Source organism: Streptomyces sp. A2-16 (assembly GCF_018128905.1).
In the GTDB taxonomy this organism is placed as follows: Bacteria; Actinomycetota; Actinomycetes; order Streptomycetales; family Streptomycetaceae; genus Streptomyces.
On the sequence record NZ_CP063808.1, the window covers coordinates 5,399,318 to 5,420,753 of the forward strand.

At 71.1% G+C, this 21,436-nt stretch carries 17 protein-coding genes; 7 read left to right on the forward strand and 10 right to left on the reverse strand.

Annotated elements, in window-relative coordinates:
* Positions 1 to 92 precede the first annotated feature (92 nt).
* Positions 93 to 833 carry an SDR family oxidoreductase gene (locus IOD14_RS24190; protein WP_123986910.1) on the forward strand — a complete coding sequence of 247 codons (741 nt, stop codon included), beginning with the start codon at positions 93 to 95 and terminating at the stop codon, positions 831 to 833.
* Positions 834 to 911: 78 nt separating this feature from the next.
* Here IOD14_RS24190 and IOD14_RS24195 read toward each other — a convergent pair whose 3' ends face one another.
* The 4 genes from IOD14_RS24195 to IOD14_RS24210 form a co-directional block, all read right to left on the reverse strand.
* On the reverse strand, positions 912 to 1,604 hold the full coding sequence (locus IOD14_RS24195; protein ID WP_123986911.1) for a response regulator transcription factor: 693 nt from the start codon (positions 1,602 to 1,604) through the stop codon (positions 912 to 914).
* A complete protein-coding gene (locus IOD14_RS24200; RefSeq protein ID WP_212671502.1) occupies positions 1,601 to 2,932 on the reverse strand; it encodes a histidine kinase in 1,332 nt (443 codons plus the stop codon). Before IOD14_RS24200 ends, IOD14_RS24195 begins: the two co-directional genes overlap by 4 nt.
* 7 nt (positions 2,933 to 2,939) lie before the next feature.
* Complete coding sequence (locus IOD14_RS24205) at positions 2,940 to 5,219, reverse strand: MMPL family transporter (RefSeq protein ID WP_212671503.1); 2,280 nt, start codon at positions 5,217 to 5,219, stop codon at positions 2,940 to 2,942.
* Positions 5,220 to 5,444: 225 nt separating this feature from the next.
* Positions 5,445 to 6,683 carry an ROK family transcriptional regulator gene (locus IOD14_RS24210; RefSeq protein WP_212673379.1) on the reverse strand — a complete coding sequence of 413 codons (1,239 nt, stop codon included), beginning with the start codon at positions 6,681 to 6,683 and terminating at the stop codon, positions 5,445 to 5,447.
* A gap of 243 nt (positions 6,684 to 6,926) precedes the next feature.
* Between IOD14_RS24210 and IOD14_RS24215 the strand changes: the two genes are divergently transcribed.
* The 4 genes from IOD14_RS24215 to IOD14_RS24230 all read left to right on the forward strand — a co-directional run bounded on the left by IOD14_RS24215 (position 6,927) and on the right by IOD14_RS24230 (position 13,203).
* Complete coding sequence (locus IOD14_RS24215; protein WP_212671504.1) at positions 6,927 to 8,306, forward strand: extracellular solute-binding protein; 1,380 nt, start codon at positions 6,927 to 6,929, stop codon at positions 8,304 to 8,306.
* 77 nt (positions 8,307 to 8,383) lie between these two features.
* Entirely contained in the window at positions 8,384 to 9,232 is an 849-nt protein-coding gene (locus tag IOD14_RS24220; RefSeq protein WP_249126299.1) for a sugar ABC transporter permease, read from the forward strand.
* Complete coding sequence (locus IOD14_RS24225) at positions 9,232 to 10,125, forward strand: carbohydrate ABC transporter permease (protein WP_174269039.1); 894 nt, start codon at positions 9,232 to 9,234, stop codon at positions 10,123 to 10,125. The genes IOD14_RS24220 and IOD14_RS24225 overlap by 1 nt, the downstream gene beginning before the upstream one ends.
* Positions 10,126 to 10,149: 24 nt before the next feature.
* On the forward strand, positions 10,150 to 13,203 hold the full coding sequence (locus IOD14_RS24230; protein ID WP_212671505.1) for a glycoside hydrolase family 38 C-terminal domain-containing protein: 3,054 nt from the start codon (positions 10,150 to 10,152) through the stop codon (positions 13,201 to 13,203).
* A 50-nt stretch (positions 13,204 to 13,253) separates the two neighbouring features.
* On the opposite strand, the gene IOD14_RS24235 is transcribed toward IOD14_RS24230, so the two are convergent.
* Positions 13,254 to 13,808, reverse strand: coding sequence for a DinB family protein (locus IOD14_RS24235; RefSeq protein WP_212671506.1), 555 nt, complete (start codon positions 13,806 to 13,808; stop codon positions 13,254 to 13,256).
* A gap of 35 nt (positions 13,809 to 13,843) precedes the next feature.
* Positions 13,844 to 14,671 carry an SGNH/GDSL hydrolase family protein gene (locus tag IOD14_RS24240; protein WP_212671507.1) on the reverse strand — a complete coding sequence of 276 codons (828 nt, stop codon included), beginning with the start codon at positions 14,669 to 14,671 and terminating at the stop codon, positions 13,844 to 13,846.
* A 114-nt stretch (positions 14,672 to 14,785) separates the two neighbouring features.
* Between IOD14_RS24240 and IOD14_RS24245 the strand changes: the two genes are divergently transcribed.
* On the forward strand, positions 14,786 to 15,580 hold the full coding sequence (locus tag IOD14_RS24245) for a serine protease (protein WP_212671508.1): 795 nt from the start codon (positions 14,786 to 14,788) through the stop codon (positions 15,578 to 15,580).
* 12 nt (positions 15,581 to 15,592) lie between these two features.
* Here the strand turns inward: IOD14_RS24245 and IOD14_RS24250 are convergent, their stop codons facing one another.
* The 4 genes from IOD14_RS24250 to IOD14_RS24265 form a co-directional block, all read right to left on the reverse strand.
* Positions 15,593 to 17,578: a S9 family peptidase gene (locus IOD14_RS24250; RefSeq protein ID WP_212671509.1), complete on the reverse strand. Its 1,986-nt coding sequence runs from the start codon at positions 17,576 to 17,578 to the stop codon at positions 15,593 to 15,595.
* Positions 17,579 to 17,604: 26 nt separating this feature from the next.
* Positions 17,605 to 18,180 carry a transcriptional regulator gene (locus IOD14_RS24255; protein ID WP_123986920.1) on the reverse strand — a complete coding sequence of 192 codons (576 nt, stop codon included), beginning with the start codon at positions 18,178 to 18,180 and terminating at the stop codon, positions 17,605 to 17,607.
* Positions 18,181 to 18,263: 83 nt separating this feature from the next.
* The gene (locus IOD14_RS24260) at positions 18,264 to 19,784 is read right to left on the reverse strand and encodes a helix-turn-helix domain-containing protein (RefSeq protein WP_212671510.1); all 1,521 of its coding nucleotides are present in this window, start codon (positions 19,782 to 19,784) and stop codon (positions 18,264 to 18,266) included.
* Positions 19,781 to 20,086: a helix-turn-helix transcriptional regulator gene (locus IOD14_RS24265; RefSeq protein WP_123986921.1), complete on the reverse strand. Its 306-nt coding sequence runs from the start codon at positions 20,084 to 20,086 to the stop codon at positions 19,781 to 19,783. The genes IOD14_RS24260 and IOD14_RS24265 overlap by 4 nt, the downstream gene beginning before the upstream one ends.
* 224 nt (positions 20,087 to 20,310) lie before the next feature.
* Here IOD14_RS24265 and IOD14_RS24270 point away from each other — a divergent pair, with 224 nt between their 5' ends.
* Positions 20,311 to 21,432: a glycosyl hydrolase 53 family protein gene (locus IOD14_RS24270; RefSeq protein ID WP_123986922.1), complete on the forward strand. Its 1,122-nt coding sequence runs from the start codon at positions 20,311 to 20,313 to the stop codon at positions 21,430 to 21,432.
* The last annotated feature ends 4 nt before the right edge of the window (positions 21,433 to 21,436 follow it).

A 21,436-nucleotide genomic window follows, 5' to 3' on the forward strand; every position in this document is an offset into this window, starting at 1 on the left:
CCCGCACGGCCGATGCGCCCCCGTCGTCGAGAGCGGGTGCCGTCATGGCCTCGTGCCCTTCTCGGGCACGCCCCGTGACAAGATCCACTGCCATGAGCATCGAAACGGGAGACCGCCCCGTCGCCCTGGTCACCGGGTCCACGTCGGGGATCGGCGAGGCCGTCGCACGGCGGCTCGCGGCGGACGGGACGCGGGTCGTCGTGCACTCGCGGCGCAGCGCGGCGGCCGGGCGGGCGCTGGCCGAGGAACTCGGCGGCGCCTACGTCCAGGCCGATCTCGCCGTCGAGGAAGAGGCGAGGGGACTGGTCGAGACGGCGGTTGAGCAGTTCGGGCGGCTGGACGTGCTGGTGAACAACGCGGGCATCAGCCGGCCCATCCCGCACGCGGACCTCGCCGCGGCGACCCCGGCGGAGTGGCGTGAGCTGCTGGAGGTCAACCTCATCGCCCCCTGGGTGCTGTGCACCGCGGCCCTTCCGGCGCTACGGCGCTCCCCCGGCGGCGGCAGCATCGTCAACATCACCAGCCATGCCGGCGTACGGCCCAAGGGTTCCTCGGTGCCGTACGCGGCGAGCAAGGCCGCGCTCAACCACGTGACGCGGTTGCTGGCGGCCGCGCTCGGACCAGACGTGCGGGTGAACGCGGTCGCGCCGGGCCTCGTGGACACGCCGATGACGAAGGACTGGGCACAGGCCCACGAACTGTGGCGGGACCGCGCACCGATGCACCGGCCGGCCCGGCCCGCCGATGTGGCCGACCTGGTGGCGTCGGTGCTCGGCAGCGGCTATCTGACCGGGGAGGTCATCGTGCTCGACGGGGGCCTGAACCTGACCTGAGGGACCCGGCCGGGCAGCAGGGCATGGCATCGTGTCGCTCCGGGGCCCGTGCCGTGGAGTGAAAGAACCTGGCCGGTACTACGACCTGCGGTCGGTTCCGCCGTCCCCGTTGGCCCGGGCCAGGCCCGTGCGGTAGGCGATGACGACGAGTTGCGCCCGGTCGCGGGCGTCCAGTTTCGTCATGGCGCGCTGCACATGGGCGCGGACGGTGAAGGGGCTGAGGAACATCCGCTCGGCGATCTCCTGGTTGGACAGGCCGGTCGCGACCAGCGCCACCATCTCGCGCTCGCGCGGGGTGAGCACGGCGAGCTGTTCGGGGTCGTGGGCCGGGGCGTCCTCCGGTGTGGCCAGGAAGCGGGCGACCAGGGAGCGGGTCGCGGCGGGGGACAGAAGAGTGTCACCGGCGGCGATCGTCCTCACGGCGTCCAGCAGGTCCTCGGCGCCGATGCCCTTGCCGATGAAGCCGCCGGCCCCCGCGCGCAGCGCCTTGGCGACGTACTCGTCGGTCTCGTACGTGGTGAGGATCAGGATGCGGCTGGCACGCAGTTCGGGGTCCGCGCAGATCTGTGACGTGGCGGTGAGACCGTCCACCTCGGGCATCCGGATGTCCATGACCACCACGTCCGGGCGCAGCTCCCGGGTGAGCCTCACCGCCTCCTTGCCGTCGGCGGCCTCGCCGACCACGGTGATGTCGTCGGCGGAGTCCAGCAGCAGTCGGAAGGCACTACGCAGCAGTGCCTGGTCGTCGGCGAGCAGCACCCGGAGTGTCACGGAGTGTCCCCCGCGGCTGCGCCCCGGTGCTCTGTCCGGCCCTGTGCGACTGCCACGTCCGACTCCCGGGTCGAGTCCCTGAGGACGGTGTCCCTGGCGGGCGGAAACGGAAGTTGGGCGGAGACGAGGAAGCCGCCGTCCGGGCGCCTGCCCGCGGAGAGGTGTCCTCCGATCGCGGTGGCGCGCTCCCGCATCCCGATCAGACCGTAGCCGGGCGATCGTTCCGCCGCCGTGGAGTCACCGACACCGCCGGCCGGGTCGAGGGCCGCGGCCGGCGCCGTGCGGGCGCCCCCTCCGTCGTCGGCGACCGTGATGTGCACGAGGTCCCGGTTCCAGACGAGGCTCACCCGGGCGCTGCCCGTACCGGCGTGCTTGGTCACGTTGGTCAACGCCTCCTGGACGATGCGGTAGGCGGTCAGGTCCACCCCCGGCGGCAACGGCCTGGCCGTGCCCTCCTGACGCACCGACACCTCCAGACCGGCTCGGCGGAAGGACTCGAGCAGCGTGGGAAGCCGGGACAGACCGGGCGCCGGTTCGGCGGGCGCGGCCGCGTCCCCGGACTGGCGCAGCAGACCGACCGTGGCCCGCAGGTCGTCGAGGGCGTCGCTGGTCGTCTCCACGAGCTCCTTCAGACTCTTGCGGGTCTGCTCCGGACGGGTGTCGAAGAGGTGCGCGGCGACCGTGGCCTGTGCGTTGGCCAGCGTGATCTGGTGGGCCACCAGGTCGTGCAACTCCCGGGCGATGCGCACCCGTTCCTCGGCCACTCTCCGACGCGCCTCGCTCTCCCTGCTCTGCTCCGCCCGCAGGGCCCGCTCCTCCACCGCCGCCAGGTAGGCCCGTCGGGTCTGCGCCGAGTGCCCCAGCACGCCGGCCGCCAGCGGGAACGCCGCCACCGCCCCCACCCTGCTCGCGTCCTGCCACGACAGGGCCCCGAACAGCGGGGTCGAGGCGACCAGCAGCGCCAAGGAGATGAGCACCACCGCGCTCGCCGCACGCCGTTCGGTGCGCGCGGTGAGCGAGTAGGAGTAGGCGGCGATCACGGCGGGTGCGGCGATGAGCGGGCTCAGCAGGAGGCCCAGGAACGGTGCCAGCACAGCGCTCGTGGTCGTGACCGCCATGGCGCCCAGCGGTGCCCGGTGCCGCACGGGAAGCACGGCACAGGACACCACGGCGATCAGGTAGGCGGTGGCGGACGGCGGCGACAGTGCCCTGGCGTCGTCCTGGACCATGCCGCCGAGCAGACAGAGCGCGAACGCCGTGGCCGCGATCGCCGTTTCCCGCCACCATGGGCCGCGTGATCGGGCGCCACCGACTCCTGTGTGCGTCATGCCCGGCTCAGTCCCGGCCGACGGGGAGTTGCCGTACCGGAGCCGGCTCGGCCGCGGAGGTCTGCGACGGTGCCGAGGAGGCCGGGACGTGCCTGCTCAGTGACTCTCCCTCGATGTCCACGTCAGGCAGCACGCGGTTCAGGATACGGGGCAGCCACCAGGCGCGGTGGCCGAGCAGGGCGAGGACCGCGGGTGCGATCGCCATCCGGACCAGGAAGGCGTCGAAGGCGACGGCGGCGGCCAGTCCGACGCCCATCGTCTGGATGGTCGGACTGTTCATCCCGATGAATCCGGCGAACACACTGACCATGATGATCGCCGCGGCGGCCACCACCCGTCCGCTGTGCCGGAATCCGCTGACGATCGCCTCGCCGGGGGACGCACCGTGGACGTAGGCCTCCCGCATCCTGGTGAGCAGGAAGACCTCGTAGTCCATGGCGAGGCCGAACACGATGCCGATGATGAGAATCGGCATCAGCGACATGACCGGTCCGGTCTGTTCGATGCCGATCAGGTCCGCCGCCCAGCCCCACTGGAAGACGGCGACGAGGACGCCGAAGGCGGCACCCACCGACAGCAGGAAGCCGAGCGCCGCCTTGACCGGTACCAGGACCGAGCGGAAGACGACCGTCAGCAGGAGCACGGCCAGGCCGATGACCACGCTCAGATAGGGGATGAGGGCATCCGACATGGCCTCGGAGATGTCGATGTTCAGCGCGGTGGTGCCGGTCACCAGGATGCCGGCGCCGGTGCCGGACGAGACGCCCGAGAGCGCGCTCCGCATGGCGTGCACCAGGTCCTTGGTCTCGCCGCTGTTCGGCGCGGTCCGCGGGACGGCGGTGAGGACGGCCGTGTCCTCGGTCCGGTTGAGGACCGGCTCTCCGACCGACGCGATCCCGTCGACTCCCTTCACGGTCTTGACGACCAGGTCCGTGGTGGCCCGGGTGTTCCCGGACTCCGACGTGTCCACGACCACGGTCAACGGGCCGTTGAAGCCGGGCCCGAAGCCCTGCGACAGCAGGTCGTAGGCACGGCGCTGGGTGGTCTCCACCGACTTGGACTCGTCTCCGGGCAACCCGAGTTCGAGCGCCAGGGCCGGCAGGGCGACGGCACCGAGCCCCAGTCCGGCCACCATCAGCACGGCCACCGGCCGACGCAGCACGAACCGCGCCCAGCGGGCCCCGAGCCCGGCCCGGCCGGCGTCACGCCCCGGCAGCTCGGCCTCGCGCCCCCGCGACCTGGCCGCTCCCCCGGGCCGCATGCCCTTGCGGGCCGTGCGGGAGAGTACGCGCCTGCCGAAGAAGCCGAACAGGGCGGGGACCAGGGTCAGGGCGACCAGTACGGCGAGGGCGACGGCGCCCGCGCCGCCCATGCCCATCTTGGTGAGTTCGGGGATTCCGACGACGCCGAGACCGACCAGGGCGATGACGACGGTCGCGCCGGCGAAGACGACGGCGGATCCGGCCGTGCCCACCGCCCGGCCGGCGGCCTCCTCAGGCCCGCTGCCGCGGGCGCGTTCGTCCCGGTAGCGGGAGGTGATGAAGAGCGCGTAGTCGATGCCGACCGCGAGGCCCAGCATCAGCGCCAGGATGGCGACGGTGGACGTCAGACCCAGCGGCACGGCGAGCGCGGAGACCAGGCCGAAGGCGATGGCCACGCCCACGAAGGCGGTCAGCAGCGACAGTCCGGCCGCGACCAGCGAACCGAGGGCGAGGATCAGCACCACGGCCGCCACCGCCACGCCGATGATCTCCGTCGTGCCGCCCAGTTCCTCCTCCGCGTCCAGGGCCGAGCCGCCGATCTCCACGGTCAGCCCGGCGCTGCGAGCCCGGCTCGCGGCGTCCTGGAGGGCTGCCTTCGCCGACTCCCTCAGGTCCACGGCGTCCGCGGTGTAGGTGATCGTGGAGTAGGCGATGGTGCCGTCCTCGCTGACGGCACCGGTCGTATAGGGATCGGTCGCCGAGGCGACCTGGTCGCTCCCCTCCAGCGAGCCGAGCACGTCCGCGACGGTCGCCCTGTTCTCCCCGGCGGTGACCCGCCGGCCGTCCGGGGCCCGGAACACCAGACGGGCCTCGGCACCCTGGGAGTTGCTCTGCGGGAACCGCTCGTCCAGCAGGTCGAACGCCCGCTGCGACTCGGTGCCGGGCATGGCGAGGTCCTGCTCCTCGCCGGACGGCGCGAGGGCGGCCGCCGCGACGGCCAGCATCAGCACGCCCAGCCACAGACCGCCGACGAGCCGGCGTCGCCGGAAGGCCCACCGTCCGATCCGGTACAGAAAAGTAGCCACCTGTCGATCACTCCAGACGCGCTAGGCAAGGGAAATGCGCGGGATCCGCACGTCCCCAACCCTTCCGTCCGGCGCACCGCCGGGCATCGTCCTGCGCTGCCGTCCTCACCTGGTGCACCGGGACCGGCCGGGCACCTGTCCTAGTGCCTGCGCACCAGCTCGTGGTCCGGCACCACCGCGTCGGTGCGATCAGCAGCGGCCGAACCCCGCAGGTCGGCCCTGCACTCAGCCCGTCATGTCCGTCAGCATCCGCCACCCGGGCGCATAGTTGCCGTGCAGCACCAGCGAGGCCGCCCCCACCGCGCCCACCGTCTCGCCGATCACGCTCTGCTCCACGGCGACCGCCCGGATCGTACGGGCGACGGACGTGCGGTTGACGGCGGCCTCGACCTCCTCGCGGATGATCGGCTCGATGCCGCGCAGCGCCTCGCCGCCGAGGACGACCCGGCTGACGTCGAGGAGGCTGGCGGCGCCGCGCGCGGCCTCGCCGATGCGCCGCGCGGCACGCCGTACGACGTCACAGGCGTCGGGGTCGCCCGCGCGGGCCGCTCGCCGCAGGGCCTTCCAGTCGTGGTGCACGGTGTCGGGCGTGCCGGTGAGGCCGATGCGCTCGGCGGCGTCCGGACCGTGCAGGCGCAGCAGGTCGTCGATGATCGCGGCCGGGCTGACATACGGGCCGAGGCAGTCCATCGCGCCGCAGTGGCAGACTCGGTCGCCCGGTTCCACGGCCATGTGGCCGAATTCGCCGGCGTTGCCCGAATCGCCGTGCAGGACCGTGTTGTTGAGGACGATGCCGGCGCCCACGCCGGTGCCGAGGTAGAGGAACAGGAAGCTGCCGGCCCGGTCCGCGCCGCCGATCCAGCGCTCGCCGATGGCGGCGGCGGTGGCGTCGTTGTCGAGGGCGACGGGCAGTCCGGTGGCCTCGGCGAACATGTCGGCGAGCGGGACGCGGCCCCAGCCGGGGAAGTTGGGCGGCGAGACCACGGCGCCGGTGGTGCCGTCGAGAGGGCCGGGCGCGGCGATTCCGAGGCCGAGCAGGCGGGTGCGGTCCACGGCGCTGCGGTCGAGGAGGCGGCCGGTGATGCGTGCGACGCGGTCCACCACGTCGGCCGGGTCGCCCGGGTCGGTGAGCCTGAGGCGGCGGCTGCCGACGACCTCGCCGGCCAGGTCGACCACCACGATCACCGCGGCGTCGGGGTCGAGGTGGACGCCGACCGCGCAGGCCCCGTCGGCGCGCAGGGTCAGCAGGGTGCGGCGCTTGCCACCGCTGGAGGGGGCCTGGCCGGACTCGGCGACGAGTCCGGCGTCGAGGAGCTTGCGGACGACGTTGGAGACGGTCTGGTTGGTCAGGCCGGTGAGGGCGGCCAGCTCCACCCGGCTCACCTGTCCCGTGGTGCGGATGGCGTCCAGGACGACGGCCTGGTTGTAGCCGCCGACCCGCGGCAGGTTGGTCCCGCTGAGCATCGTCACCTGTCGGTCACCTGATCCCCTCACCTTCACCACCCCCAGGCGCTTCCAGGGCGGATTTTACATACTCGAAGCATTGACTTCATCCATCAAATGGATTTAGCTGACGCCCACAAAATCCGGCCAATCAAGGCCGGCCGGCGCAGGGTGGCGCAGAGCGTGGGCGCCGTCGGGGCCGGCCTACCGGCCCAAGAAAACTCGCGGCTTTCCCTCAGGTTTCGTGTTCCGGAGGAACCCACTGTGCGCTCGAGAATCGTCACCGCCGCGGCCTTCACCGCCGCCACCGCCCTGGCCGTCACCGGCTGTGGTTCGGGCTCGTCAGGCAGCTCGGCCAAGTCCGTCAAGGTCGTCTACTGGCAGAACCTGGACAGCACCAACAAGCTCCAGGCCACCTTCCTCGCCTCGATGGTGAAGGAGTTCACCAAGGCCAACCCGGGCACCAAGGTGACCCTCGTCCCGGTCGTCGCGTCCGAGAACGACTACTACACCAAGCTCCAGCTCATGATGCGCTCCCCCGCGACCGCGCCCGACCTGGTCTACGAGGACACCGCGCTCATCAACTCCGACATCGCGGGCGGCTACCTCAAGCCGCTGGACGCCTACACCGCCAAGTGGGCCGACTGGTCGCAGTACGCCAAGGCGGCCAAGGGCGCGGTGACCGGCGCATCCGACGGCAAGGTCTACGCCGTACCGGACGACACCGACACCCGCGGGATCTGGTACAACAAGCAGCTCCTCCAGAAGGCCGGGATCCCGGTGCCCTGGCAGCCGAGGACATGGGCCGACGTCATCGCCGCCGCCAAGAAGATCAAGGCGAAGCTGCCCGGCGTGACCCCGCTGAACCTCTACACCGGGCAAGCGGGCGGCGAGGCGTCCTCCATGCAGGGCTTCGAGATGCTCCTGTACGGCACCCCGGCCGGCGACAAGTCGCTCTACGACGCCTCCCAGAAGAAGTGGGTCGTGGGCGGCCAGGGCTTCAAGGACGCGCTCGACTTCGTCCACACCGTGTACGGCCAGGGGCTCGGCCCCGCCAAGGAGCAGGCACTGGGCGCCAACTTCGGCACCACGGTGGGCACCGAGCTCATTCCCGAGGGCAAGCTGGCGATCGACATCGACGGCTCGTGGATGCCCAACAACTGGAGTTCGGCGGCGGCCAAGCCGTGGACCGAGTGGCAGTCGGTGATGGGCACCGCGGCGATGCCGACCCAGAACGGGCAGGCGCCGGGCCGCACCAGCATGTCGGGCGGCTGGGCCTGGTCGATCCCGGCCAAGGCCAAGAACCCCGACCTGGCCTGGAAGTTCCTGTCGACCACGCTCCAGACGAAGACCAACGCCGCGAAGTGGAACGCGACCAACGCGAACATCGCGGTGCGCACCGACGTCGCCTCGGACCCGACGTACCTGAACTCGGTGCCGACCAACAAGTTCTTCACCGAACTGGTCGCCGACACGCACTACCGTCCCGGGCTGCCCGCCTACAACCAGGTCTCGACCGCGATCCAGAAGGCGATGGAGTCCGTGACGACCGGTCAGGCCTCCGTCGACAAGGCCGCCTCGGAGTTCGATAACGATGTCAAGGCGGCGGTGGGCGACGACAAGACCGTGGAGGGCACTTCGTGACCGCCCTCGCTCCGGCGCCTCACGGGACCGGCGGTCGCCTCCGGTCCCGCGGGGCGTCCGCCCCGGCCGTCCGCGCACTGCTGCGCGGGCTGCCGACGGTCCCGGCCGTGGTCCTGCTGGCGGTGTTCCTGGCCGGTCCGATCGCGTACTGCGTGTATTACGCGTTCACCGACATGCAGCTCACCGGCGCCTCCGGCACCCGCTTCGTCGGTTTCGACAACTTCACGCGCGCCTTCGAGGACACCGACTTCCTCAACGCGATGTGGCTGACCCTGGTGTTCGTGGTCGGCTCCGCGGTGGTCGGCCAGAACACCCTCGGGCTCGCGCTGGCCGTCCTGGTCCAGAAGGCCACCGCGCCGGTACGGGCCCTGGTCAACGGCGTGGTGATCGCCGCGTGGGTGCTGCCCGAGGTGGTCGCCGGCTATCTGATGTACGCCTTCTTCTACAACCAGGGATCGCTCAACTCCCTGCTGGACGCGCTGCATCTGCCCGACCAGAACTGGCTGTACACGATGCCGATCCTCGCCGTGTGCCTGGCCAACGTGTGGCGCGGCACCGCCTTCTCCCTGATGGTCTTCACCGCGGCCATCAACGACGTGCCCCAGGAGCTGGTGGAGGCGGCCGAGATGGACGGAGCCGGCCCCTGGCAACGCCTGTGGCGGGTGGTCCTGCCGGTCATCAGGCCGTCGATCCTGACGAACCTGATGCTGATCACGCTCCAGACGCTCTCCGTGTTCGGTCTCATCTACACCATGACCCGCGGCGGACCGGGCAACAAGAGCGAGACCCTGCCGATCTTCATGTACCAACAAGCCTTCCAGAACAGCCTGATCGGCTACGGCACCGCCATCGCGCTCGTCCTGCTGGTGGTCGGCGCCCTGTTCTCCGTCGTGTACATCCGGCTGCTGAAACTGGAGGACGACTGATGGCCGCCGTCGCCACGACTCCCCCCGAGACGGTCACCAAGGCCCCTGCGGCACAGGGCCGTCCGAGAGGGCGCCGGATCCGTGCGGGCCGGGTCACCGTCAACCTCGTCCTGCTCGCCGTGTCGGTGCTGTACGTCCTGCCTCTGCTGTGGATGCTCCTCGCCTCGGTGAGCGACATCAACTCCTTCCGGCTGCAGTGGCCCTCGTCGCTGACGCTCGACAACTTCGACGCGGTCCTGAACGTCGACACCACCTACCGGCCGATGCTCAACAGCCTGCTGCTGTGCGGCTTCGGCACCGCGATCACCGTGGTGGCATCGGTCCTGTGCGCCTACCCGCTCTCGCGCTACCGGTCCCGGGTACGGCGGCCGTTCCTCTACACGATCCTGTTCTCCACCGGGCTGCCCATCACCGCCGTCATGATCCCCGTGTACAGCATGTTCGTGCAGGTGAACCTGATCGACTCGATGCCGGGCACGACCCTGTTCCTGGCCGCGTCCGCGCTGCCGTTCGGGATCTGGCTGATGAAGAACTTCATGGACGGCGTCCCGATCGTCCTGGAGGAGGCCGCCCGCATCGACGGCGCGAACACCATGCAGGTGCTGTGGCGGGTGGTGCTGCCGCTGATGCGGCCGGGTGTCGTCGTGGTCACCATCTTCACGTTCATCGGCATGTGGGGGAACTTCTTCGTCCCCTTCATCCTGCTGCTGTCCCCGGAGAAACTGCCCGCGTCCGTCAGCGTGTTCACCTTCCTCAGCGCCCACGACCAGACCCAGTACGGGCAGTTGTCGGCGTTCTCGCTGCTCTACTCGCTGCCGGTCGTGATGCTCTACCTGCTGCTGGCCCGCAAGCTCGGCGGCGGCTTCGCGCTCGGCGGCGCACTCAAGGGCTGACACCCCCACCTGTACGGAGACTTGATGCACAACGACCGTGACCTCACCGAACAGCGGCTCGCCCGCGTGCTGAACGAGCGGATCCGGCCCGCCGTCCACGCCCGCTCCGTCCCTCTGGAGGTGGAGGTCTGGAGTGTCGCCGGTGAGCCGGTGCCGGTGGGTGAGGGCCTCGCGGCCCCCTACCGGCCGACCCGGGTCGGCGCGTGGTGGGGTCCCGCCTGGTCGACGAGCTGGTTCAAGGTCAGCGGCACGATCCCGGCGGACTGGACCGGTGAGACCGTCGAGGCCGTGCTCGACCTCGGGTTCGCCACCCACTCCGCGGGCTTTTCGGCCGAGGGACTGGTCTACCGGCCGGACGGCACCGCGGTGAAGGCGCTCAACCCGCGCAACACCTGGCTGCCGGTGACCGAACGAGCCGCGGGCGGTGAGGAGTTCGTCGCCTTCGTCGAGGCCGCCGCCAATCCGGTCGTCATGCACACCGCGCCCGGCGAGCTCAGCTTCGGCCCCACCTCGGTGGGCGGCAGGGCACCCTGGCTGGGCGACCCGGCCGCGGACCCCGGTGAGCCCCTCTACCGGCTGCGGCGCCTCGATCTGGCCGTGTTCGACCGGCAGGTCCATGAACTCGTCCAGGATCTGGAGGTGCTGCACCAGCTCATGGACGAGCTGTCCCCCGACTCCCCGCGCCGGTGGCAGATCCTCCGGGCGGTCGAACTCGCGCTGGACGCGGTCGACCTGCAGGACATCAGCGGCAGCTCGGCCGCCGCACGGGCCGCCCTCGCCCCCGCCCTCGCAGCACCCGCGCACGCGAGCGCGCACCGCGTCTCGGCGGTCGGCCACGCGCACATCGACACCGCCTGGCTGTGGCCGCTGCGCGAGACCGTCCGCAAGGTGGCCCGCACGGTCTCCAACGTCACCCAGCTCATGGACGAACACCCGGAGTTCAGGTTCGTGATGTCCCAGGCGCAGCAGCTCGCCTGGCTGAAGGAGCACCGGCCCGAGGTGTACGCGCGGGCACAGGAGAAGGCGAAGACCGGGCAGTTCCTGCCCACGGGCAGCCTGTGGGTGGAGCCGGACACCAACATCAGCGGCGGCGAGGCACTGGTGCGCCAGTTCGTCCACGGAAAGCGGTTCTTCCTCGAGGAGTTCGGCGTCGAGACCGAGGAGATGTGGCTGCCGGACACCTTCGGCTACAACGCGGCCCTGCCGCAACTGATGAAACTGGCCGGGGTGAAGTGGTTCCTCACGCAGAAGATCTCCTGGAACACCACCAACAAGTTTCCGCACCACACGTTCTGGTGGGAGGGCATCGACGGCACCCGGATCTTCAGCCACTTCCCTCCGGTCGACAGCTACAACGGCGAGCTGTCCGGTGCCGAAGTCGCGCACAGCGTACGGAACTTCCAGGACAAGGCGGGTGCCAACCACTCGCTGATCCCCTTCGGCTACGGCGACGGCGGTGGCGGCCCCACCCGCGAGATGCTGGCGCGGGCCCGGCGGCTCAGGGACCTGGAGGGTTCGGCGCGCGTCGAGATGGAGGGGCCCGCGGACTTCTTCCGGCGCGCGCACGACGAGTACGAGGCGAACGGCGGCGCGCCGGTGTGGGCCGGGGAGCTGTATCTGGAGTTCCACCGCGGCACGCTGACCAGTCAGCTCGCCACCAAGCAGGGCAACCGTCGCAGCGAACACCTGCTGCGCGAGGCGGAGTTGTGGGCGGCGACCGCGGCCGTGCGGCTGGGACGGCCGTATCCGTACGAGGCACTGGACCGGCTGTGGAAGACGGTGCTGCTGCACCAGTTCCACGACATCCTGCCCGGGACGTCGATCGCTTGGGTGCACCGGGAGGCGGAGGAGACGTACACGGCCGTGGCCCGGGAGCTGGAGGAGCTGATCGGCGCGGCCCAGAAGGCGCTGGCCGGTACCCCTGAGGGCCTGGTCGTCTTCAACTCCGCGCCGCACACCCGGGGCGGAGTCGCCGCGTTGGGCGCGGGGCCACGCGCCGGGACCGTCGACGGGCCGGTGCCGCCGGTCCCGGACGGGGACGGGTTCGTCCTCGACAACGGTCTGGTCCGGTTCGCGGTGAACGCCCGCGGCCTGATCACGTCCGCCCTCGACCACACGGCCGGCCGGGAGGCCCTGGCACCCGGAGCGGTCGGCAACCTGCTCCAGTTGCACCAGGACTTCCCCAACCAGTGGGACGCCTGGGATGTCGACGTCTTCTACCGCAACAGCGTGCGCGACCTCACCGATGCCGAGTCCGTCACGGCGACCGGCGACGGCGTCAGGGTGGTCCGGGTCTTCGGCGCGTCGAGGATCGAGCAGACCCTGACGCTGCCGGCGGGGTCACGCGGGCTGGTGATCGACACGGTCGTCGACTGGCACGAGCGGGAGAAGTTCCTCAAGGCGGCCTTCCCCCTGGACGTGCGGGCCGCCCACTCGACCGCCGAGATCCCCTTCGGACACGTCGAGCGGCCCACGCACACCAACACCAGCTGGGACGCGGCCAAGTTCGAGACCTGCGCCCACCGCTTCGTCCACGTCGGCGAACCGGACTGGGGCGCCGCCCTGGTCAACGACTCCTCCTACGGCCACGACGTCACCCGTGACGTCCGCCCCGACGGTGGTACGACCACCACGGTCCGCCTCTCCCTGCTGCGCGCCGCCCGATTCCCCGACCCCGATCAGGACCAGGGCACCCACCGGCTCGCCTACGCGCTGGTGATCGGCGCCGACGTCCTGGACGCGCGACGCGAGGGGTACCGCTTCAACCTGCCCGAACGGGTGGTGCCGGGCAGTGCGACGGTCGCCCCGCTGGTGTCGGTGGACCACGAGGGCGTGATCGTGGAGGCGGTCAAGCTCGCCGACGATCTCAGCGGGGACGTCGTCGTACGGCTCTACGAGTCCCGGGGGACCCGTGCCGCGGCCACCCTCACCACCGGCTTCCCGCTGGCGTCCGCCGTGGTGACGGACCTGCTGGAGCGCCCCGTGGACGATCCGTCGAGTCACCGGCAGGTCGAGGAGGGCGTCCGGTTGACGCTACGGCCGTTCCAGATCCTCACGCTGCGGCTGCGCCGTGCCTGACCCGCTGCCGGGGCTCGCGGTCGCGGCGGTGGCGTCCGGGGCAATGGTGGTCACAGGTGAGTCTCCCCCCAGGATTGCAGCACGTCGACGACGAGATAGCCGTCGATCCGGCGAAGGTGCTCGCTGTCGGGGTCGGGCGGAAGCGCGTGCCCGAGGTCGTCGGCGCGGACCTCGCCGATCCACTGGTCGTGCTGGTACTCGTGGTTGATGAGCGTGATGAGCAAGTGGGTCGCCACGACGGCGAGTTGCGAAGGAGCTCCGACCCGGCCGGCCCCGATGTCGCCGATGCGGGCGTGCACGCGCTCGGCGACGGCGGCACGGTAGTCGGTGAGCCGCCGGATCGTGGGCAGGGCTCCGCGGAACTTCTCCGGGTTGGCCGAGTCCATGAGTCCGTCCAGCTCCGGGTCCGGGCTGGGCTCGGCGGCCGTGAGGTTGCGGACCATGAAGTGGGCGACGTGGGCCTGGTGACCCAGGTGCCAGCCGATGGCGCTGGAGTTCTCGTGCGGACGCCAGGTCACCTCGTCCGGGGTGAGGTCCTTCCACAGGTCGTCGGTGTAGGCACGGGCACGGTCGTACTCGCGGAGCAACGCGTCTGTCGGAAGCATGGGTTCGACTCCTCCGGGGTGAAAGGACGGGCGGATCAGTCGGAATCCGCGCATGGCATCGACGTACGCAGATGATCGACGATCGCGTCCGCCACCGCCCGCATACCGGCGGCGTTGGGGTGGAACGCGCCGCCGAGGCCGGAACCGCTCAGGCGTTCGGGGAGGCCGGTGACCCAGGGCTGGGGCGATCCGAGGGCGTGGTCGCGGCTGCGTGGCCCCATGGCGACGAGTTCGGCACCCGTGCGGGCTGCCGCGCGGGTGAAGACGTCGGCGACCTGGGCGCCGAGGCGGCGGAACTCCTCCAGGGTCGGCTCGTCGAAGGGAGTCGCGCGGCCGTGGGCGGTGCGGGTACCGACCACCGTGAGGTAGTCGACCAGGATCACCCGCGCACCCGTCGCCCTGCCCCGGACCTCGTCCACGACCCCGGCGAGGCCGGACGCCGCCCATTCGACGTCCTCCTCCGACGCCCGCGGCACACCGCCCCGGCTCAGCATCGTGCCCAGCGGGCGGGTGAGGCGGCGCGAAGCGAGACGGCCTGCCAGGCCCAGCCGGATCATGCTGCCGATGTACTGGAGGTCGTTGCCGCCGGCGGTGACCGTCACCAGGTCGGCGTCCGCCGGCAGCCCGTCCACCTGGGGCGGGAACGTGCGGAACATGAGGCGTTGGGGCGTCGAGGTGATCGTCTCGGTGGTGGCTCCGCCGGCGGTGAGATCCGTGAGCGTGGCACCGAGTCGTTCGGCGAGGAGATGCGGATAGTTCCGGGCGGAGCGGTGCGCCCTTCGGTCGGCGACCGGCTCGATTCCGGGTCCCGCCGCGTACGAGCTGCCCAGCGCGGCGATGTGCCGGACGCGTCCTGCCGTCATCGCGGAGTCCTCCTTGGGTGGTTGACCGGCTCTACCGTCGAAACCAATGCTCCCCTCCTGCTCGTCCTCCTCACCGACCGCACCACCTGCCAAGCAGTCCAGGGGGAGACCGCCATGCCGATCCGTGCTGCCAGAACCACCCGTCCCACCACACGTACGGCCGCCGTCGTGACCACCGCCGTGCTCGCCGCTGCCGCGCTCTGGTCCACCGCCGCTCCCGCATCCGCGATCAAGGGTGGCGGTCCGGCCACCACGAAGGCCCGGCCGTACGCCATGCTGATCGAGTTCGAGGGCAGGCAGTTCTGCGGTAGCACACTCGTCGCGCCCACGAAGGTGCTCACGGCCGCCCACTGCGTGGAGAGCGCCGGTGATGTGGCCACGCTGACGGTGGTCGGCGGCCGCACCCGGGTGGACGGCACCGACGGCACGGAGCGGGCCGTCACCTCGGCTCGGCTGGACTCGCGCTACGGCGGGCCCGGCTCCGCCCACGACGCGGCGGTCCTCACCCTCGACCGGCCGATGCCGTACCGGACGATCCCGGTGGCCGGCCCGAAGGACGGCAAGCTGGTGGCCGACGGCCGGACGGCCACCGTGGTCGGCTGGGGGCGCACCGGCCCCGGCGAGCAGGCCACCAGGCTCAAGCAGGCCAAGCTGGTCCTCTCCCCCGTCGCCGCCTGTCAGCCGTACACCGACCCCGAGACCGACCCCGCCGCCATGCTGTGCGGTAAGCCCCGCCCCGGTACCACCGACAGCATCTGTCCCGGGGACTCCGGCGGGCCGCTGATCAGCGGCGGCAAGGTCGTGGGAATCGTGTCGTCGGGCAACAAGTACTGCGACGAGCAGTACCCGGTGTCCGTCTTCGTCCGCGCGGACTCGGTCGCCGCGGACCTGGGCATCCCCACCCGCTGAGGCGGGCCCCCGTCACAGGAGCTCCGGACGCCTCCACTGTTCGCCCAGCACGTGGTGGTCCAGGAAGTTGAGGACCGTCTCGTAGAGGAGGCACAGGTGGTTCGGGGCTTCGATGCCGTGGGACTCGTCGGGGAAGTACAGGAATCCGGCGGGCACGTGTTGGCGTCGCAGGTCGTGCTGGAGTTCCCGGGACTGGGCCTCGGGAACCCGGGAGTCCGCGCCGCCGTGCACGATCAGCATCGGGGTGTTCAGCCGCGTCGCGTCGAGGTGGGGTGAGTCGGCGTCGTAGCGCTCGCGGTGGATGCGGGGGTCACCGAAGATCTTCCGGAAGTACGCGTGCATGTCGGTGGCGCCCTGGAAGGACTCCAGGTTCCACAGCCCGGCGTGGGAGACGAGCGCCCTGAACCGGTCGGTGCGCGTCGCCGTCCGGTTGGCGAGGTAGCCGCCGTAGGACCAGCCGGCGAGGGCCGTGCGGGTCGGGTCGAGGTCGGCGCGGGCCAGGGCAGCGTCGGTGAGCGCGAGGACGTCGTCGTAGGGCCGGCCGCCGTACTCGCCGCGTCCGCGTTCCTGCATGCGCTGCCCGTATCCGGAGGACAGGGCCGGGTCGGGCAGCAGTACGGCGTAGCCCCGGGCGGCGAACGGCCACGGGTTCCACAGCCAGGGCCAGTCGCTCCAGGATCCCTGGGGTCCGCCGTGGGCCAGGACGAGGAGCGGTGCCGGGTGCTCGGCGGCGGCCCCCTCGGGCAGGACGAGCCAGCCGCGCAGTGCGAAGCCGTCGTCCCCGGTGGTGTGCACCTCGGTCAGTGTGCCGGGCAGGGGGCCGAGGTCGCCCGGCGTCCTGAGGGGGGTGGGGTCCTGGTCGGCCTTGGCCGCGTCCAGCCGGACCGCCTGGGGGGCGCTGTCGAGGGTGCTGCGCAGCGCGTAGAGGGTCGAGCCGTCGGGCGTCACGCACAGGGAGCTGTAGGCACCGGAGGCGGTCAGTCGGGTGACCGTGCCGTCCGGGTCCCGGCGGAAGACCGGGCGGTGGCCCTGTTCGTCGCCGGTGAACCACAGCGTGGTGTCCCCGGGCACCGGCGAGCAGATCGCCCGCCCCGGCCAGGGCCAGTTGTCGAAGTCGGGCAGGAGGTCGGTCTCCTCGCCGGACAGGGGGTCGATGGCGACGAGGGTGACCTGCCACTCGGAGTCGTACGTCTCCTCCTGCTGACGTTCGCAGATCAGGCGAGTGCCGTCGGCGGTGAACACCGGGCTGTAGTACAGGTGGCCCGGGCGGGAGAGCGTGACGCGCTGCGCGCCCGTGGTCGCGTCGGCGATCACCACGGTGTTCGTGTCCGGGGCGGCGCCGGTCGGGGCCCGGGTGTAGGCGACGAGGGATCCGTCCGGCGCGAGCGCCATGTCCCCGGCGCCTTCGGGGCCTTGGCCGCCCGCGTCGACCGGCGAGGCGTCCCGGCCGAGGACGAAGGTGTGGGGTTCGGCGGGACCGAGCTCCGCACCGCTGTCGACGGTCACCTCGTACAGGACGGCGTTGACACCGGCGCGGCGACGCCGTCCGAGAAGGCCGGCGTGGGCCCGGGCGTCCGCGGCGCCGGGCAGAAGTGCGGCCGTGCAGGCGAGTGTGTCGGAGCGGGCGGCGGCGGTGAACGCCGTTGTCCCGCCCGGGTGATGGGCTGTCCACGCGGCCTCGCCGCTGTCGGGGAGCGACCACAGGGACGGTCCCGGACCTTCGTCGGCCTCGCCGGTCTCACGGTCGGAGAGGAACAGCAGGGTGCCGTCGGCGGCGAACGCGGGGGCGAAGTCGCCCTGTCGGGAGCCGGGCACTCTGCGAGGATCCCGTTCGCCCGTCGGATCCACCTCCCACAGCTCCGGCACGTACCGGACTCCCTCGTCGTCGAGGGCCTGCACGGACAGGATCAGACGTGTGCCGTCGGGCGCGAGGGCCAGACCGGTGCAACGCGGTTGTTCGACGAGGCGCTGGTGGAGGGTACGCGGGTCGTTGACCATGGTGGTCATTGTGCCGAGGTGAGGCCTCAGGCCGCGAACCCAATTGCGGTCACGAACTCGTACTCGCCCCACTGACTGCCGAGATCCACCACGACGTCGTTGACCCACGCCTCGTCGAGCGCGGCGTCGTCGCCCGCGGCCCAGGCCCGCACGATGCGGTCCCAGTGACGGACGTTCAGAGTGCGGTACTCGACGGCCCGTTGGCGGGGGCGGGGCACCTGGCTCTGGTTGAGCGGGTGGAACTCGACCCGGGTGCCGCGGCCTTCGCGGGTCAGGCGTACGAGCAGATACCGCGCGACGTTCTGGCGGCGCACCGTGCGGTACGCGCTCTCGATCTTCTCCAGGTTGCGCTTCGAGGGGCTGCGGCGCTCCTCCAGCCAGGCCCTCAGGGTGCGGTCGGTGACCGTGAGGCCGGCCTCACGGGCGCTCGCGCGGGCGTGCTCGGTGCGGGTGAGGTAGTGCAGCCGGGCCAGCAGGCCACGCCGGGTGGTGATCGGGGTGGCGATGAAGGTGGCGAGCGCGTCGAGCTGCCGGGCCACCGCCTCGTGTCCCCTGATGCCCCGAGCCCCGTACTTCCCGAACTCGATGTTTCTCTCCGGCACCCCGTCTCCTTACGCCCGCCGCTGATGGAAGGATGCTCGCCGACCTGCGGCGCGGATCATCCCGAGGCTACCGTCGTTCGGGCTCATCCGTTCGCCGCGTCGGTGCCGACGCGGTAGGTGTCCTTCACCTTCACCTCGGTGACACCGCGCCCCTCGGCGAACACCGCGCGCCAGTCGCCGGCCACGTGCAGTTCGTCGGTGCCCATCGCGCGGACGACCGTCAGGCCCTCGTCGTAGGCGCGGTGCGCCTTCCACCACAGGTTCACGAAGGCCTGGGAGCGGATGAGGTGCATCCAGTCGGTGCGGTACAGCTCCCGGTTGTAGTTCGACTCCCCCATTGTGGAGACGAACTTGCTGTACATGGCCTTCACGTATTCGAGCGTGACCATGTCGTCCTCGGCGATGGCCCGGTCCCGGGCGTCCTTGAGGGCGATCCGGAACTTCTCCAGGAGGTTCTCCGTGGCCCCGGAGGTCCAGGACTCGTGGATCTCCGGGGGGTCGCACAGGCCGTACCTGGGTCCAGCCAGACGCAGCAGGAGGCGGAGGGTCGGCTCGGTCACCCACAGCGGGCCCGCCTCGTCCCGGCTGCCCAGCGGGTTGGGCAGGTAGGCGTCGTGGTCCCAGTCGGGCGGGGTGATCAGGTGGACGCCGGCGCGCCGGCGGTCGTGGTCGCCGCCGTCGGAGTGCTCCAGTTGGCCGATCGGCAGATGTGTCTTGAGCGCGGAGAGGTAGGCGCCGTTGACGTCGAGGGCGGTGACCTCGTGCTCTCCGGGCGGGAGTTCGGGCCTGGTCCACTTGGGGCGGGCCTCCCAGATCTGGTCCGCGCCGCGCGCGCTCTGCTTGCGCAGGATGTCGGGCAGCCAGGGGTGGGCGACGACGTCGTACCGGCCGCCCTTGCGGGTGTCGTCGAGGAGTGCCATCGCGTCCGGGATCGCCCGCTTGACCAGTGCGGCGGTCGCCGCCTCCACGTCGCCGGAGTGCTGCTCGAGCGCGGCCGCGACGGCGGAGCCGATCAGGTCCGGGGTGTCGGCGGGGCGCACCCGGCGTCCCACGGGGACGACCTTCACGCCGTCGCGTGCCGCGGAGCCGCCGGTGGCGGGCCCGCGGGGCGCTTCTTCAGGAGCGGGCGTCGGCCCCTTCGCGGGTTCGCAGTCCGCGGGGTCCAGGTGCTGGGGGAAGCCCTCGACCTGGTGTCGGGCCGGGTGCCCGCACAGGACGCAGGGCCGCGGCTCGGCCAGCACGTCGACCTCGTCCAGCCCCGCCTCGTCCGCCGGCCCCGCCTCCTCCTCGCGGCCCGTCATGTCCTCAACCCCGTGATCGACCTCGGGGTCCGTCACGTCGTCCGCAGTGTCCCCGACCGCGGCCGCCAGCTTCGTCCGTGCCCCGTCGAGGAAGTACGCGTACTTCTCGCGCACTTCCCCGCCGGGCTCCCGTCCCGACTCCCAGCCGCCCACCGTCGAGGCGCTGACGTTCAGGACCTTCGCGAGCTGGGCGCGCGAGACGTTCAGTTCCTCACGGAGGGCGCGCCGCTCCTCGACGGGCGGCAGCGGGACCTCCTGCCTCGCCTCGGCCAGCAGCGCGTCGATCGCGTCGAAGTCGGTCATCGGACTCCCTTGTCCGGGGCGGCCGCAGGGCGTACGACACGGCCCGGGGCGCGGCGCCGCCGCGCGGGCAGGGTCTCGGTCGCCCGGGTGGGGCCGGCCAGGAGGTCCAGGGGGTCGATGCCGTAGTGGGCGGCGACCGCGTCGCAGTCGGCCAGGCTCCAGACGGCGGTCCCGGACTGACGGCGGCTCACCTGGGCCTGACTCACGCCGAGCGCGCAGGCCAGTTCCGTCTGTGATTCACCGGTCGCGTACAGGAGGGCGGCCACCGCCGACCGCACCCGCTCGTCGAGCGTCATCCGCATGGCGTGGAACCTACCACTCCGTACGCACCGCCTATGCGCGACACGCATAGAGGACAGGCGGCGACCTCAATTGATCTGTGTACGTACACAAGGAGAGGGTGCAGCCAACAACCCTCTCACCAAGCAGTAATGCCTCTGACACACGTATTTACAACGCGGAAACCGCCTCCTACTGTGAGCGTTCCCAGAACATCCACATGGTCATGTCAGACAAGGAGGTCGGGATGACCGTGATAGGTCCGCGCCGCCTCGTGAGGGCCGCCACGCTCCTGGCGGCCCTCGCCCTGCCCGCATCCCTGCTCACCACGTCCACCAGCGCCTCCGCCGCCGGTTCTCTCACCATGCGCGGTGCCGATGTGTCGACCGCGCAGCGCGCCCTCGACCTGGGCGCCAAGTACTACGACGCGAGCGGCACCGCCAAGGACCCGCTGGACATCCTCAAGGGCCTCGGCGTCAACTACGTCCGCCTGCGGGTCTGGAACAACCCCGCGAGCGGCTACAACAACAAGGCCAAGGTGCTGTCGTACGCGAAGCAGGTGAAGGCCAAGGGGCTCAAGCTGCTGGTCGACTTCCACTACTCGGACACCTGGGCGGACCCGGGCAACCAGAACAAACCCGCCGCGTGGGCCGGTCACACCATCGGTCAGTTGCAGACCGACGTCTACAACTACACGTACGACGTCTGCAACAGCCTCAAGTCGCAGGGCACCACGCCGGACAGCGTGCAGATCGGCAACGAGATCAACGTCGGCATGCTGTGGAACGAGGGCAAGGTCGTCAACAACGACTTCACCAACCTCGGTCTGCTGCTCAAATCGGGCTACAACGCGACCAAGGCGTGCAACAGCGGCACCCAGGTGATCATCCACACCGCCGACGCCGACAGCGACGCCAACGCGCGCTGGTTCTACGACGGCATCAAGGCCAAGGGCGTCAACTGGGACATCACCGGGCTGTCGTACTACTGCCCGTGGCACGGCACGATCGCCAACATGGGAAGTGTCGTGGCCGACATGAAGTCCCGGTACGGCAAGGACGTCGTCATCGCCGAGACGGCCTATCCGTTCACCTCGGCCAACGCGGACGGCACCGCCAACTCCATCACCAGCGGCTGCTCGGGCTACCCGCTCAGCTGGCAGGGCCAGGCGGACAACTTCACCGCCGTGCAGAACGCGGCCCGCAGCAACGGCGCGATCGGCGTCTTCTACTGGGAACCCACCTGGTACGCCGTGACCGGCAACGGGTGGGACCCGGCCGACATCTCCGGCAGCGGCAACGGCTGGGACAACATGGCCGTCTTCAACTGGACCGGCAATGTGAACCCCAACATCAAGTGGACCCCGTAGCGGG